At 69.2% G+C, this 14,535-nt stretch carries 14 protein-coding genes and 1 rRNA gene; 4 read left to right on the top strand and 11 right to left on the bottom strand.

Annotation, left to right across the window (positions count from 1 at the left end; translation table 11 throughout):
- The 3 genes from E0H50_RS39350 to E0H50_RS39360 form a co-directional block, all read right to left on the bottom strand.
- Positions 1–97 (bottom strand): 16S ribosomal RNA (locus E0H50_RS39350); the annotation flags it as partial.
- A gap of 584 nt (positions 98–681) precedes the next feature.
- Positions 682–1,974, bottom strand: coding sequence for a tyrosine--tRNA ligase (tyrS, locus tag E0H50_RS39355; RefSeq protein WP_131296256.1), 1,293 nt, complete (start codon positions 1,972–1,974; stop codon positions 682–684).
- A gap of 60 nt (positions 1,975–2,034) precedes the next feature.
- Complete coding sequence (locus E0H50_RS39360) at positions 2,035–3,072, bottom strand: App1 family protein (RefSeq protein ID WP_131296257.1); 1,038 nt, start codon at positions 3,070–3,072, stop codon at positions 2,035–2,037.
- Positions 3,073–3,170: 98 nt separating this feature from the next.
- On the opposite strand from E0H50_RS39360, the gene E0H50_RS39365 reads away from it, so the two are divergent.
- Complete coding sequence (locus E0H50_RS39365) at positions 3,171–4,127, top strand: LLM class flavin-dependent oxidoreductase (protein WP_238151654.1); 957 nt, start codon at positions 3,171–3,173, stop codon at positions 4,125–4,127.
- Here E0H50_RS39365 and E0H50_RS39370 read toward each other — a convergent pair.
- From E0H50_RS39370 to argC, 8 genes are all read right to left on the bottom strand, one after another.
- Positions 4,124–4,801: a DNA-3-methyladenine glycosylase gene (locus E0H50_RS39370; RefSeq protein ID WP_131296258.1), complete on the bottom strand. Its 678-nt coding sequence runs from the start codon at positions 4,799–4,801 to the stop codon at positions 4,124–4,126. The genes E0H50_RS39365 and E0H50_RS39370 overlap by 4 nt on opposite strands.
- Before the next feature lie 379 nt (positions 4,802–5,180).
- Complete coding sequence (gene argH / locus E0H50_RS39375) at positions 5,181–6,608, bottom strand: argininosuccinate lyase (protein ID WP_131296259.1); 1,428 nt, start codon at positions 6,606–6,608, stop codon at positions 5,181–5,183.
- An 11-nt stretch (positions 6,609–6,619) separates the two neighbouring features.
- Positions 6,620–7,129, bottom strand: coding sequence for an arginine repressor (locus E0H50_RS39380; RefSeq protein ID WP_131296260.1), 510 nt, complete (start codon positions 7,127–7,129; stop codon positions 6,620–6,622).
- Positions 7,126–8,058: an ornithine carbamoyltransferase gene (gene argF, locus E0H50_RS39385; RefSeq protein ID WP_131296261.1), complete on the bottom strand. Its 933-nt coding sequence runs from the start codon at positions 8,056–8,058 to the stop codon at positions 7,126–7,128. The genes E0H50_RS39380 and argF overlap by 4 nt, the downstream gene beginning before the upstream one ends.
- Positions 8,058–9,257 (bottom strand): acetylornithine transaminase, encoded by a 1,200-nt coding sequence (locus tag E0H50_RS39390; protein WP_131296262.1) that lies wholly within the window; start codon positions 9,255–9,257, stop codon positions 8,058–8,060. Before E0H50_RS39390 ends, argF begins: the two co-directional genes overlap by 1 nt.
- Positions 9,254–10,129, bottom strand: coding sequence for an acetylglutamate kinase (gene argB / locus E0H50_RS39395; RefSeq protein ID WP_131296263.1), 876 nt, complete (start codon positions 10,127–10,129; stop codon positions 9,254–9,256). The genes E0H50_RS39390 and argB overlap by 4 nt, the downstream gene beginning before the upstream one ends.
- Complete coding sequence (gene argJ / locus E0H50_RS39400) at positions 10,126–11,340, bottom strand: bifunctional glutamate N-acetyltransferase/amino-acid acetyltransferase ArgJ (RefSeq protein ID WP_131296264.1); 1,215 nt, start codon at positions 11,338–11,340, stop codon at positions 10,126–10,128. Before argJ ends, argB begins: the two co-directional genes overlap by 4 nt.
- Positions 11,337–12,368: an N-acetyl-gamma-glutamyl-phosphate reductase gene (gene argC, locus E0H50_RS39405; RefSeq protein WP_131296265.1), complete on the bottom strand. Its 1,032-nt coding sequence runs from the start codon at positions 12,366–12,368 to the stop codon at positions 11,337–11,339. Before argC ends, argJ begins: the two co-directional genes overlap by 4 nt.
- A gap of 155 nt (positions 12,369–12,523) precedes the next feature.
- On the opposite strand from argC, the gene E0H50_RS39410 reads away from it, so the two are divergent.
- From E0H50_RS39410 to E0H50_RS39420, 3 genes are read left to right on the top strand one after another with little or no spacing between them, the layout of a single operon-like run.
- Positions 12,524–13,078 (top strand): carboxymuconolactone decarboxylase family protein, encoded by a 555-nt coding sequence (locus E0H50_RS39410; RefSeq protein WP_131296266.1) that lies wholly within the window; start codon positions 12,524–12,526, stop codon positions 13,076–13,078.
- Complete coding sequence (locus E0H50_RS39415) at positions 13,075–13,947, top strand: RNA polymerase sigma-70 factor (protein WP_131296267.1); 873 nt, start codon at positions 13,075–13,077, stop codon at positions 13,945–13,947. The genes E0H50_RS39410 and E0H50_RS39415 overlap by 4 nt, the downstream gene beginning before the upstream one ends.
- 33 nt (positions 13,948–13,980) lie before the next feature.
- Entirely contained in the window at positions 13,981–14,499 is a 519-nt protein-coding gene (locus E0H50_RS39420) for a GNAT family N-acetyltransferase (protein ID WP_131296268.1), read from the top strand.
- Positions 14,500–14,535: the final 36 nt, after the last annotated feature.

Genomic DNA, 14,535 nt, shown 5'->3' on the forward strand with positions numbered 1-14,535 from the left:
CCGCTCGTGTACCCCCGAAGGGGCCTTACCGCTCGACTTGCATGTGTTAAGCACGCCGCCAGCGTTCGTCCTGAGCCAGGATCAAACTCTCCGTTGAAAAATATGACAAACCAGAAAACTGGTGAGTCGACACATCGAGTGATCCTTTGAATCAGAAACAAAACCATTACTGGCTTGTCATCCGTATTAACTTCAAAGGAATCCGACACAGACAACAAACAACCCCACCAAGAAACCCAGAAAGGTCCCTGGCAAGAAATCATCCGAAGCCCATGTACGGGGTTACTTCAATTTCGGCATTGACTTTCGGCACGCTGTTGAGTTCTCAAGAATCGGACGCACACCGCAGCTTGACCTTTCGGCCAGGCTCCCGGGGCAACCTGCGCTACTTTACCGGATCAGATCGACCGGGTCAAGTCCCAGTTTTTCTGACCTTCCACCCGCATCCAAGCTACCGCCCCGAGTCAGACAACCCGGTTCGGCTCAGCTAGCCTTGGGGGGTTCGGAGCGGCCGGCCGCTTTCGCGTCCTGCGCTTCGCTCCAACAAGAAGAACATTACGTGGCCCGCAGGTGGCCGGTCAAATCGGGTCCCGGTGTGCTGAATCACAGGCTTGTAATTTGCCTCCGGCAACCCGGTTGTGGGAGTGGAGCCCACTCCCACACCAGAGCACACGCGAGCCGTCAGCCCTGTGCCGGCGACGCCAGAACCCCTGCGAATGAACGCTTCCCACGGCGCAGCACCAGCACGCCACCCGGCAGCAGGTCCTCCGCGGCCGGCACGTACTCCGCGTCCTTCACCTTCTCGTTGTTCAAGTACGCGCCACCTTCGGCGACTGTCCGCCGTGCGGCCGACTTACTCGCCACCAGGCCCGCCTTCACCAGCAGGTCGCCGTACGTCGGCATCGGCTCGCCGGCGCCCAGCTCGACGTGCGGTGCTTCGCGTAGTGCGGCCACGAGAGTCGAGCCGTCCAGCGACCCCAGCTCCCCCTGGCCGAACAGAGCCTTAGAGGCCTCCTGCACCCGTCGAGTCTCCTCGGCCCCGTGGACCAAGGTCGTCACGTCCTCGGCCAGTACCCGTTGCGCTTCGCGGGCCTGTGGCCGCTCCGCGGTCGCCTGCTCGAGAGCAGCCATCTCCTCCGCCGTGCGGAACGTGTAGAACCGCACCAGCTGCATCACGTCGCGATCGTCGCTGTTGAACCAGAACTGGTAGAACGCGTACGGCGTCGTCAGCTCCCGGTCCAGCCACACCGTCCCGGACTCGGTCTTCCCGAACTTCGTCCCGTCAGCCTTGGTCACCAGTGGTGTCGCCAGCGCGTGCGCCTTGCCGGCGTCGGTACGACGGATGAGCTCGACACCTGCCGTCAGGTTCCCCCACTGGTCACTGCCTCCGGTCTGCAGCGTGCAGTTGTGCCGGCGGTACAGCTCGAGGAAGTCCAGCGACTGCAGCAGGACGTAGCTGAACTCCGTGTAGCTGATCCCCTGCTCCAGGCGCGCCTTCACCACCTCACGGCCGAGCATCCGGTTCACCGGGAAGTGCTTCCCGATGTCGCGCAGGAAGTCGAGTGTGTTGAGGTCCTTGGTCCAGTCGTAGTTGTTGACGATCCGGGCCGGGTTCGGCAGCGACTGGTCGAAGTCGACGAACTTCTCCACCTGGCCGCGTACCCGCTCGACCCACTCGTGGACGATGTCCTTCGGGTTCAGTACCCGCTCGGACGTCTCCTTGGGGTCGCCGATCAACCCGGTGGCGCCACCAACGAGCCCGATCGGGTTGTGGCCGGCCAGCTGGAGCCGCCGCAGCGTCAGAAGCTGCAGCAGGTTCCCCATGTGCAGGCTGGGCGCGGTGGGGTCGAAGCCGACGTACGAGGTGATCGGTCCCGCCGCCATCGAGGCCCGGAGGGCATCCGGATCGGTGGAGTGGGCGATCAGGCCACGGCTCTCCAGGTCGTCAAGCACCTGAGTGCGGCGTTCGGTCACTAGTTCTCTCCTCGAGTACGTCGGTCGGTACTAGTGTCCTGTACGGCGAGGTGGGGTGACTCAGGTGGGTTCGGGGCGGGTGAGCACCGAGCGGAGCTGTGGGCGGAGTGCATGTCCGTCCGGCCCTTGCACCGTGACAGCGGTCGGCCGGTGTGGGTCGTGGGCGCCAGGGTCCGGGTTGGGGACCGGGAGACCGTGGGACAGGACCTGCTCGGCCGGGGTGAGCTGGCGGATGCCGATGGCGAGCACGTGGTCCGGGTGCGTCTGCGCGAAGTCGCCGTACAGCTGGGGGTCGTGCTGGCCGTCGTCACCGACCAGGACCCAGCGCACGTTCGGGAACTCACGCGCCAGCCGGCGCAGGGCGGTCCGCTTGTGCTCCTGGCCGCTGCGGAACCAGCCGGTGTTGGTCGGTCCCCAGTCCGTCATCAGCAGCGGCCCCGGTGGGTACCCGTGCCGTGCGAGGAAGCGTGCGAGCGTCGGTGCGGTGTTCCACGCCCCAGTGGACAGGTAGAACATCGGCGCGCCCGGGTGGTCCGCCAGTAGCTCCTCGTACAGGCCGGCCATACCCGGTACGACGCGGCGCGCCTGCTCGTCGCGGACGAACGTGTTCCAGGCCGCGATCAGCGGGCGCGGCAGCATCGTCAGGATCACCGTGTCGTCGATGTCGCTGACGAGACCGAACGTCGCCTCCGGATCCGGGACGAAGATCCGCGCCCGCGCCTGCCGGTCGCCGTGCACGCCCAGGACGATCTCGTGCCACCCGGGCGGCAGCACGACCGGCACGTTCAGGTCGACGAAGCCGCCGCGATCGGTCACGGTCTCGAACGTCTCCCCGCTGACCGTCACGGTGACAGGTACCTTCACCGCCGGCGCGGTCACGAACGCGCGCCAGCCGCGCACCACCTGGTCCTCGTCGTACCGCGGCTGGTTGCGCGGGTCGCGTCCGAGGACGACACGGGCCAGCACCCGGACGAACTCGGTGTTGCCGTAACCGACCTGCGGGATGATCCGCTCCTGCCAGCCGCGACGCCGAAGAACCGCCTGCACCCCGAGGTTGAACCAGTCCTCGAGACGGGACGAGTAGTGCGGACGGGCCATACCAGAAACCTACCCGCAGCACGGGCCGCTAGTCGTCCTCCCCCGCTGTCCGCGGGCCGCTTTCACGAACTGTCGGCGCGGTCTCCTACCGTCTCCTCATGACCGCTATCGGAATGTGCTTCCCGCGTACCTACCCGGCCGCGCTCGTCACCGATGTGGCGCGGCGGCTCGACCGTGGTGGCGCGGACGAGCTGTGGATCATCGAGGACTGCTTCTTCACGGCCGGCCCGTCGCTGGTGTCGGCGGCGCTGACGTCGACGGAGCGGCTGACCGTCGGGCTCGGGATCGTGCCCGCCGTCGCCCGCACGGCCGCGGTGACCGCGATGGAGTTCGCGACGCTGGAGGCGCTCGGGCCGGGGCGGTTCCTGCCCGGGATCGGTCATGGCGTGCAGTCGTGGATGGGCCAGATGGGGGTCCGGCCGAAGTCGCCGCTGACGGCGCTCGAGGAAGTGACGACCAGCGTCACCCGGCTGCTGAGCGGCGAGGAGGTCAGCTTCGAGGGCAAGACGGTCTCCCTCGACAAGGTGAAGCTGGACGCGCCGCCGGCGCAGGTGCCGCCGATCCTGCTCGGTGTCCAGGGCCCGAAGTCGATGGCGCTCGCCGGGCGGGTCGCGGGTGGCGTCGTGCTGGCCGAGCCGGCAACCGCGCCGTACGTGCGGCAATCGGTGGAGTACGCCGGATCGCCCGAGGGGTTCGTGGTGGCGGTGTTCGCGGCGATGTGCGTGCGGGAGGACCGCAGAACGGCGTACGAGTGGTCCGCGCCGTGGCTGGGGTGGCGGATCGGTGAGCGGCCGCCGCAGCTGACCGCGTTGCCGTTCTTCGACGAGATGAAGAAGCTGTACGACGCTTCGGGCGAGGCCGGTCTGGTGGGGATGCCGAGCGACTGGTGGACCGCGATCGGGGCGTTCGGGACGCTCGACGACGCGGCGGCACACATCGCCGGATTGGCGGCGGCGGGGGTCCAGCACATCGGTCTGTTCCCGGACCCGGAGGTAGAGCACGGGTTGCCGCAGCTCGACTACGTGCTCGAGCTGGCGAACCGCAAGAACCGCTAGGAGCGCTTCTTCGGGACGTGCGGGCGGTAGGGCGAGACGGTCGGGTCGTTGGGGATCCAGAAACGCCACGGGCGGTCGGCTGCTTCGCGCAGGCCGACGCGTGGGCCGGTGGCGGGTTCTCCGGTGAAGCCGGGGCCGTCGCGCAGCTCGATGGGTGAGTTCTTCGCCAGCAGGTCGGTGCCGTTGCCTTCCCGTCCGATGCCGAGGGCAACACAAAGCCGAGCCGGCCCGCGCGCGAGATCGCGGTCCGGGTTGGTGGGCGGGCGCTTGGCGACCGGCCCCGGGCGGACGCCGGGTGCCGACTGGTTGAAGGCGACCTTCTGCGGTGCCGGTTGGTTGCGACGAAGGCGGGCCAGCTCGAGGCCTTCGATCACCTCGCCGGCACGCAGGAGGACGGCTGACGGCTTCTCATCCGGGCCGACGACGACGTTCATGCAGAAGTGCATGCCGTAGGTGAAGTACACGTACAGGAAGCCGGGCGGGCCGAACATCACCGCGTTCCGGGGCGTCTGACCGCGGTACGCGTGCGAGCCCGGATCGTTCGGCCCGTCGTACGCCTCGACCTCCGTCAGCCGCACGGCGACGGTCCCCTCGGGAGTGGTCGACGTCAGCACTGTCCCCAGCAACCGCGGCGCCACCTCCAGCACAGGACCAGCCAGAAGTGAGCGCCGCATGCGCAGCACCCTAGACGACCCACAGCCCCCGGCATCGGACAGGACAGGTGGTTCTCCGGCTCACTCCCGCCGTCGCCCCGCCAGCCAGCCGGCACCCGGCAACCACTCGACGGGCTATCCCCCTCGCCTTGGGGGGTCCCCTTCTGCAACGCAAGGGGAGAACCCTGTACACGCCGGCTCTTGTGACTCATGTGCAGGCGGTTGGTGCGGCGCGGGCAGCGAACAACCGGGCATGCATTCTCGACAGGACGTGCCGACTGGCTACTCTCGCTCCCCAAACTAGTTCGGGGGACCATCTCGCCCGGGACCGGGGAGCCCCGCACCCCCAAAACGGCAGGTCATCCTCCCCAAACCAGTTCGAGGGGCGTGGAGTCTGCAGTTAGGGCAGGCGGGTGGTGTGGGCGGTGGCGCGGGCGCGGAGTTCGGTGAGTTGTTCGGCGACGCGCTCCTGGGCGGTGCCGCCGCGGGTGTTCCGGGAGGCCAGCGACCCCTCGACCGTCAGCACCGAGCGGACCTCCGGGGTCAGCTCCGGCGAGATGGCGGCGAGGTCCTCGTCCGAGAGGTCCCAGAGTTCGATGCCGCGCTTTTCGCACGCCTGGACGCACGCGCCGGCCAGTTCGTGGGCCACTCGGAACGGCACCTTCTGGCGGACCAGCCATTCGGCGATGTCGGTGGCGAGCGAGAAGCCCTGCGGGGCGAGTTCTTCGAGGCGCGAGGAGTTGAAGCGCAGCGTGCGGATCATCCCGGTGAACGCGGGCAGCAGCACCTCGAGGGTGTCGATGGAATCGAAGACCGGCTCCTTGTCCTCCTGCAGGTCCCGGTTGTACGCGAGCGGCTGCGCCTTCAGCGTCGCCAGCAGGCCGCTGAGGTTCCCGATCAGCCGCCCGGCCTTGCCGCGAGCGAGCTCGGCGATGTCCGGGTTCTTCTTCTGCGGCATGATGCTCGACCCGGTCGAGAACGCGTCGTCCAGCTCGACGAACCCGAACTCCTTCGTCGCCCAGAGGATCACCTCTTCGGCCTGCCGGGACAGGTCGACGCCGATCTGCGCGGTGACGAACGCGAACTCCGCGACGAAGTCCCGTGACGACGTCCCGTCGATCGAGTTCGCCGACGAGTTCGTGAAGCCCAGCTCGTGCGCGACGAAGACCGGGTCCAGCCCCAGCGAGCTCCCGGCCAGTGCGCCCGAGCCGTACGGCGAATCCGCGGCGACCCGGGCGTCCCAGTCGGCGAGCCGATCGAGGTCCCGGATCAGGGGCCAGGCGTGCGCGAGCAGATGATGCGACAGCAGAACCGGCTGGGCGTGCTGCAGGTGCGTACGGCCAGGCATCGCCACGCCCAGATGCTGCGAAGCCTGATCGGCCAGTGTGTTCACCTGCTCCAACAGCAACCGCCCGATGATCCGGCCGTGGTCGCGCAGGTAGCTCTTGAAGAGGGTGGCGACCTGATCGTTCCGGGAGCGCCCCGCGCGCAACCGGCCGCCCAGCTCGGCGCCGAGCCGCACCAGCAGCCCGTGCTCCAGTGCGGTGTGCACGTCCTCGTCCTCGGCAGCGGGCAGGAACTTCCCCGACAGTACGTCGTCCAGAAGCCCGTCGAGCCCCGCCAGCATCGCGGACAGGTCCTCGTCCGTCAGCAGCCCCGCTTGGTGCAGCACCTTGGCGTGCGCCTTCGACCCGGCGATGTCGTACGGCGCCAGTCGCCAGTCGAAGTCCGTGGACTTGCTCAGCGCCGCCAGCGCGTCGGCCGGACCGCCCGAGAAGCGGGCCCCCCAGAGAGCTGAGTCCCGGGCGGCGTTCTCTGCACTACTCACAACAAGGTCCTCTACTTCGGCTCGCGGGCGGCGAGGGACAGGAAACGGGCAGCGAGGGCTTCGCCGCCGGTGGGGTTTCGGGAGACGACCATGACGGTGTCGTCGCCGGCGATGGTGCCGAGAACGTCGTCCAGCCCCACGTGGTCGATCGCCGACGCGAAGTACTGGGCCGCCCCCGGCGGGGTTCGCAGGATGACCAGGTTGGCGCTGCCCTCCGCGGACACGAGCAGCTCGGACGCCACCCGCGCCAGTCGGGCCTCGAACGCGGCAGCCTCGCCCGCACGCGGCGTACGGTCACCGCCTTCACCCGGTACGGCGTACACGAGCTGGCCGGATGAGTCGCGGACCTTCACCGCACCGATCTCGACCAGGTCCCGCGACAGCGTCGCCTGGCCCACGACGAGCCCGGACGCCGCGAGCAGGTCCGCGAGCTCGGTCTGGGAGCGCACCGGCTGCCGGCCGAGCAGGTCGACGATCCGCTGCTGGCGGGCCGTCTTCGTCGTAGGAACCGCGATACTCACGACGAGAAACTCCTTGCCAGCAGCCACGACAGCAGCGCCTTCTGCGCGTGCAGCCGGTTCTCGGCCTCGTCCCAGACGACCGACTGCGGTCCGTCGATCACGGCCGCCTCGATCTCCTTGCCACGATAGGCGGGCAGGCAGTGCAGGACGATCGCATCCGGTTTCGCCTTGCCGAGCAGTTGCTCCGTGACGGCGTACGGCACGAACGGCGCCTCCCGGTCGGAGGCCTCGGACTCCTGTCCCATCGACACCCAGGTGTCGGTGGCGAGCACATCCGCGCCGTCGGCCGCCGCGATCGCGTCCTCGGTCCAGGCCACCGATCCGCCGGTCTTCTCGGCGATCGCCGCGGCGCTCACCAGTACGTCCGGGTCCGGCTGGTAGTCCGCCGGCGACCCGATCACGACGTGCATGCCCGCGGTCGCGCCGCCCAGCAGGTACGAGTGCGCCATGTTGTTGGCGCCGTCGCCCAGGTAGACCAGCTTCAGCCCGGCCGTCGCCCCCTTGTGCTGCCGCACGGTCTGTAGGTCGGCGAGGATCTGGCACGGGTGGAACTCGTCGGTCAGCGCATTCACGACCGGGACCGACGACGCGGCCGCCATCTCCTCGATCCGCGCCTGACCGAACGTCCGCCACACGATCGCCGCGACCTGCCGGTCCAGCACCCGCGCGGTGTCGGCGATCGGCTCGCCCCGGCCGAGCTGCGAGGTCTGCGCGTCGATGACCAGCGGTACGCCGCCCAGCTCGGAGATCCCGACCGCGAACGAGATCCGCGTCCGCGTCGACGTCTTGTCGAAGATCACCGCCACGGTCTTCGGCCCCTCGAGCGGCTTGTGCCCGTACCGGTCCCCCGCCAGCTGCGCGGCGAGCGTCAGTACTTCGTCCTGCTCGACAGGCGACAGGTCGTCGTCCCGCAAGAAGTGCCTGACCATCAGACCTCCACCCGATCGAGCAGCCCGGGGAGGGCCGCGACGAAACTGTCCGCATCAGCCTTGCTGAGGATGTACGGCGGTGCCAGCCGCAACGCGTCCGGAATCGGATTGTTCACCACGAACCCGGCCTCCAGCGCGAGCGCCGCGACCTGGTCCGACACCGGCTTGGTCAACTGGATCGCGAGCAGCAGCCCGCGACCGCGGACGCCGGCGATCAGCGGGTGGTCGAGCGCGATGATCGACGACGCGAGGTGGTTGCCGATGGCATTCACCTGGGCGAGCAGACCGTCCCGCTCGATCACGGTCAGCACCGCGAGCCCGGCGATCGCCGCGACCGGGTTGCCGCCGAACGTGGTCCCGTGGTTCCCCGGCTGCAGCAGGTCCGCGGCCGCGCCGAGACCGATGCACGCACCGATCGGGATCCCGGCCCCGAGGCCCTTCGCCACCGTCACCAGGTCCGGCGTGATCCCGTCGGCCTCGTAGGCGAACCAGGTCCCGGTCCGGCCGATCCCGGTCTGGATCTCGTCGATCCACAGCAGCGCGCCGTGCTCGGTCGTGATCCGCCGCGCCGCCTGCAGGTAGCCGGCCGGCGGTACGACGACGCCGTTCTCGCCCTGGATCGGCTCGAGCACCACGGCCGCGGTCCGGTCGTCGACCGCGGCGGCCAGCGCCTCCGCGTCGCCGTACGGGACGAACTCGACGTCGCCCGGCAGCGGCGCGAAGGCTTCCCGGTACGCCGGTTTCCAGGTGATCGCGAGCGCACCCATCGACCGCCCGTGGAAGGCGCCGACAGTGGAGACGATCTTGGTCCGGCCGGTGCGCCGGGTGATCTTGAACGCGGCCTCGTTCGCCTCGGTGCCGGAGTTCGTGAAGAACACCTTGCCGGGGACGTCGAAGAGGCCGAGGAGCTTCTCGGCGAGCGCGATCTGCGGCGCGGAGGCGAAGAAGTTCGAGACATGGCCGAGGGTGGCGAGCTGCGACGTCACCGCGGACACCACGAACGGGTGCGCGTGGCCGAGGCAGTTCACCGCGAGCCCGCCGAGCAGGTCGAGGTACTTGTTGCCGTCGGCATCCCACAGGTACGCGCCCTCGCCGCGGACGAGCACCCGCTTCGGCGCCCCGAAGGTGTTCATCAACGCGCTGGAGTACCGCTCGGAAAGCGCAGCCTGCGTGCCGTCGACGGTCAGCAGGTCACTCATGACGGGATCACCTGGGTTCCACTTCCGGCGTCGGTGAAGATTTCCAGCAGCAACGAGTGCGGGACGCGGCCGTCGATCACGGTGGCTCGGGAGACACCGGACTCGACCGCGCGCAGGCAGGCTTCCATCTTCGGCACCATGCCGGACGCCAGCGACGGCAGCAACTCCGCGAGCTCGTCGGTGTCGATCTGGGTGATGATCTCGTCGCTGTCCGGCCAGTTCCGGTAGAGCCCGGCCACGTCGGTCAGGACGACGAGTTTCTCCGCACCGAGTGCCGACGCCAGCGCCGCGGCCGCGGTGTCCGCGTTCACGTTGTGCGCCTGACCGTCCTCGTCCGGCGCGATCGTCGACACCACCGGGATCCGGCCCGCGTCGATCAGGTCGACCACCGCCTCCGGCCGCACCTCGACCACGTCCCCGACCAGCCCGATGTCGACCTGCTCGCCGTCGACCAGCGCCGTACGGCGTTCCGCGGTGAACAGCCCCGCGTCCTCACCGGACATCCCGACCGCGAACGGGCCGTGGGCGTTCAGCAGCCCGACCAACTCCCGGCCGACCTTGCCGACGAGCACCATGCCGACGACGTCCATCGCCTCGGGTGTCGTGACCCGGAGCCCGCCGCGGAACTCGCTGTCGATGCCGAGCCGGCCGAGCATGTCGCTGATCTGCGGCCCGCCGCCGTGGACGACGACGACGCGCACCCCGGCGTACCGCAGGAACACGATGTCCTCGGCGAACGCCCTCTTGAGTTTCTCGTCGACCATCGCGTTCCCGCCGTACTTCACCACGACGGTCTTCCCGTGGAACTGCTTCAGCCACGGCAGCGCTTCGGTCAGTACGGCGGCCTTCTCGACCGCGCCCTCGTAGATCATGAGCTGTACGCCGAGTTCTCTTCGACGTACGCGTGCGAGAGGTCCGTGGTGAGGACCGTCGCGGACGCCGGGCCGGCGTGCAGGTCGATGAGCACGTCGATCTCCAGGCCGCTGAGGTCCGCCTCGGAGCGGTCGACGCCCTTGCCGCCGGCTTTGCAGATCTGAGCGCCGTTGAGGGTGATGTCGAGCAGCGACGGGTCGAACGCCGTGGGGGCATTGCCGACCGCCATCGCGATCCGGCCCCAGTTCGGGTCGGAGGCGAAGAACGCGGTCTTGCACAGATTGTCCTCGGCAACGATCTTGGCGGCGGCCAGCGCCTCCGCCTCGGTCGCGGCGCCCTGCACCGTGATGCTCACGTGCTTGGTGACGCCCTCGGCGTCGGCCTGCAACTGCTTCACCAGGTCAGCAGCCAGGATCGTGAGAGCCGCCTCGAACGCCTCGGGCGTAACGGTGACGCCGGACGCGCCCGAGCTGAGCAGCAGCACGGTGTCGTTGGTCGACGTACCGCCGTCGACGTCGAGCCGGTTGAAGGTCTTGCCGACCGCGTTCCGCAGCGCGTGGTCGAGATGCGGCTGATCGAGGACGGCGTCGGTCGTGATCACGCTCAGCATCGTGGCCATGTTCGGCGCGCACATCCCGGCGCCCTTCGCGAACCCGCCGATGCTCCAGCCGTCCGGATGCGTCAGCGCGGCCTGCTTCGGCACGTTGTCGGTCGTCATCACCGCGGTCGCCGCAGCCAGCCCGTGCTCGGGCCCGTCGCCCAACGCTTCCACCGCGGCAGAGATCCCGGGGAGCAGCTTGTCCATGGGCAGCCGTTCGCCGATCAGGCCGGTCGAGCAGACGCCGATCTGCGCCGCGCCGACGCCGAGCACCTCGGCGAGCTTCTCCGCGGTCTGGTGCGTGTCCTGGAATCCTTCGGGTCCGGTGCAGGCGTTCGCGCCGCCCGAGTTCAGAACGACTGCCTTCAAGACACCGGCGGTCAGGACCTGCTGTGACCACAGCACAGGCGCGGCCTTCACCTTGTTCGTGGTGAAGACGCCGGCTGCCACGTCGGCAGGGCCGTCGTTGACCACGACGGTGAGGTCCGGCGTACCGGCTGGTTTGATCCCGGCGATCACCCCGGCCGCGCGGAAGCCGGCCGGCGCGGTCACTCCGGCGCTCCGATCGACTCCAGAATCCAGCGCCGCGTCTGGGGTGATATCGACGGTCACGGGGCTACTCCTACGAGAGGCAGGGCCAGGGTCTCGTCGAGACCGGTGGCCAGGTTCATGCACTGCACGGCGGCGCCGGCGGTGCCCTTGGTGAGGTTGTCCATCGCGGCCACGACGACGACGCGGCCGGTGCGCTGGTCCAGGGCGAGCTGCAACTGCACGGTGTTCGCGCCGAGGGTGGCCTGGGTCTGCGGCCACTGCCCCTCGGGCAGCAGGTGGATGAACGGCTCGTCGGCGTACGCGTCCTCGTAGGCCTTCCGGAGCGCGGCGTAGTCGGTGCCGTCGGCAACCGGTGCGCTGCAGGTGGCGAGGATCCCACGGGCCATCGGCGCGAGCACCGGCGTGAACGACACGCTCACCGGCGCATCGGCGTACGGCGTCAGGTTCTGCTCGATCTCCGGCGTATGGCGATGTACGCCGCCGACGCCGTACGCCGAGACGGATCCCATCACCTCGGCGCCGAGCAGATGCGCCTTCGGGGCCTTGCCCGCGCCCGACGTACCGCTGACGGCGACGACGACCAGCTGCGTGGGGTCGACGAGCCCGTTCTGTACGGCGGGGAGCAGGGCCAGGGTGGAGACGGTGGGGTAACACCCCGGTACGGCGACCCGGTTCGACCCGCGGAGCTTGTCGCGTTGCCCCGGGAGCTCCGGCAACCCGTACGGCCACGAGCCGGCGTGCTCGCCGCCGTAGAACTCGACCCACGTCCCGGCCTCGGTGAGCCGGAAGTCCGCGCCGCAGTCGATCACGGTGACGTCATCTCCGAGCTGGTCGGCGATGACGGCGGACTGTCCATGGGGCAGGGCGAGGAACACGACGTCGTGACCGGCGAGATTCTCCGCCGTGGTCTCGGCGAGAACGCGCCCGGCCAGCGGCACGAGGTGCGGGTGGTGCAGGCCGAGCGCCGTCCCGGCGTTCCCGCCGGCGGTCAGGGCGCCGATCTCCACCTCCGGGTGGCCACTCAGCAACCGGAGCAGCTCGCCCCCCGCATACCCACTGGCACCGGCCACCGCCACCGTCACACTCATGTGAATGAGTATGCCACGAGCCGCATGAATATCCAACCCTTCCTCGTCCCTTCACTACCCATTCCCACCGAACGGAACCTCCTGTGACGCGGGTCATGTCACAGGACAGCCCCCGGCACGTGTCCAGGGGTCGACGACGAACCTTGGAGGACGAGATGGCACGCGTTGGGATGGAGCACCGGCGGACGTTGACGGTGCGGCTGGTGGAGTGGGGCAGCCGGCGGAAGTTCCGGAAAGTGCCGGATCCGGTGAAGGTGGCACTGCACAACCGGCGGGTGCTGCTGTCGACGACGTTGATGGAGACGACCGCGGAGCGGTGGAAGGCGCTGGATCCGGAGCTGAAGGCGCTGAGCGTGATGGTGGCGTCGGCGCGGATCGGCTGCAGCTGGTGCATGGACTTCGGGTACTGGGAGTTCCATCACCAGGGCATTGACCCGGCGAAACTGCACGATGTGCCAAGGTGGCGCGACAGCGACGTCTACACGGATCTGGAGCGCGCGGTGATGGACTACACCGAAGCGATGACGGCCACCCCGCCCGAGGTCACCGACGAGCAGGTCGAGCGGCTGCGGCAGGACCTGAGCGAGGAGCAGCTGGTCGAGCTGACCGCGATCGCGGCGCTGGAGAACTACCGCTCTCGGATCAACTCCGCCCTCGGACTCACCAGCCAGGGCTACAAGGAGTACTGCGAATTGAGGCCCGTCCAGTGACCGAAGAGCACTTGGCCCGCGAGTTCGCCGAGCACCGGTCCGTCCTGGTCGGGGCGGCGTACCGCGTGGTCGGCAGCGTGAGTGACGCCGAGGACGTGGTCCAGGAGGCGTGGTTGCGCTGGGCCGCCATCGACCACGACGACATCCGCGACCCGCGGGCGTACCTGATCCGCATCACCACGCGCCTCGCGCTGAACCGGTTGCGCGAACAGAAGTCGCGGCGGGAGCAGTACGTCGGCCCGTGGCTGCCGGAACCGCTGTCGACCGACGACGACCCGGCGGCCGCGGCCGAGCTCGCGGACTCGGTCAGCATGGCGATGCTCGTCGTCCTCGAGACCCTCTCGCCGCTCGAACGCGCCACGTTCGTCCTCCGCGAGGTGTTCGACCTGCCGTACGACGAGATCGCCGACACGCTCGGCCGGTCCGAGTCCGCCGTCCGGCAGCTCGCGCACCGGGCCCGCGGACATGTGCACGCGCGGCAGCCGCGGCATCGCGTCGACAAGGCGCGCCACGACGAGCTGACGATGCGGTTCATGCAGGCGGCCGGGTCGGGCGACTTCGACGAGGTGGTCGCGCTGCTCGCGCCGGACGCCGTACTGATCAGCGACGGCGGCGGGAAGAAGAGGGCGGCGCTCCGGCCGATCCACGGTGCGGAGAAGATCGCCCGCTGGCTGTTCGCGGTGATCGCGGAGAACCCCACGTTCGAGATCCGGAGGGGGACGCTGAACGGCGAGGTCGCGTACATCGCGTACGACGGCGACGTGCCGGACACCGTCGCGTTCCTGGAGACGACCGACGGCCTGATCAGCGACCTGTACCTGATCCGGAACCCGGACAAACTGGGGCAGGTTCCGCCGATCGAGCCGTAGACTATCTGCAACTCAGTCGCAGATGGAGGTGCGGTGAAATACCTGGTGACGGACCCCGAGGAGGCGCTCGGTCCGGGGTTGCGGGCGGATCTGCTGGACACCTGGGTCGCGGCCACGAACGCGGGCGGCGCCGTCGGGTACACCGCGCCGGCTCCGGTCGAGCAGATCGCGGAGAACCTTGACGGCGTTCTCGGCCGGGTCGCGGCCGGGCTGGACCTGCTCGGCGTGCTCCACAACGGTGAGCGGTACGTCGGGATGGGCATGCTGGTGAACCGCGGGAGCCTGCTGCAGGAGCACTGGCGGACGGTGCTGCGGGTGATGGTCCACCCGGAGTGCCAGGGCACCGGCGCCGGCCGGATCCTGATGGAAGGTCTGCGCGGTTCCGCCGTCGACCTCGGCCTCGAGCAGCTGCAACTCACCATCCGCGGCGGCCTCGGCCTGGAGAAGTTCTACGGCCCTCTCGGCTACCGCGTCGTCGGCGCCCACCCGCGCGCGGTCCGCGTGGCCCCCGACGACTACCGCGACGAGATCATGCTGGTGCTGGACCTGTAGCCGGACCTGCACCACTCATCAACCCCGCCCACGGCC

This window comes from Kribbella sindirgiensis (assembly GCF_004331435.1).
Classification (GTDB): domain Bacteria; phylum Actinomycetota; class Actinomycetes; order Propionibacteriales; family Kribbellaceae; genus Kribbella; species Kribbella sindirgiensis.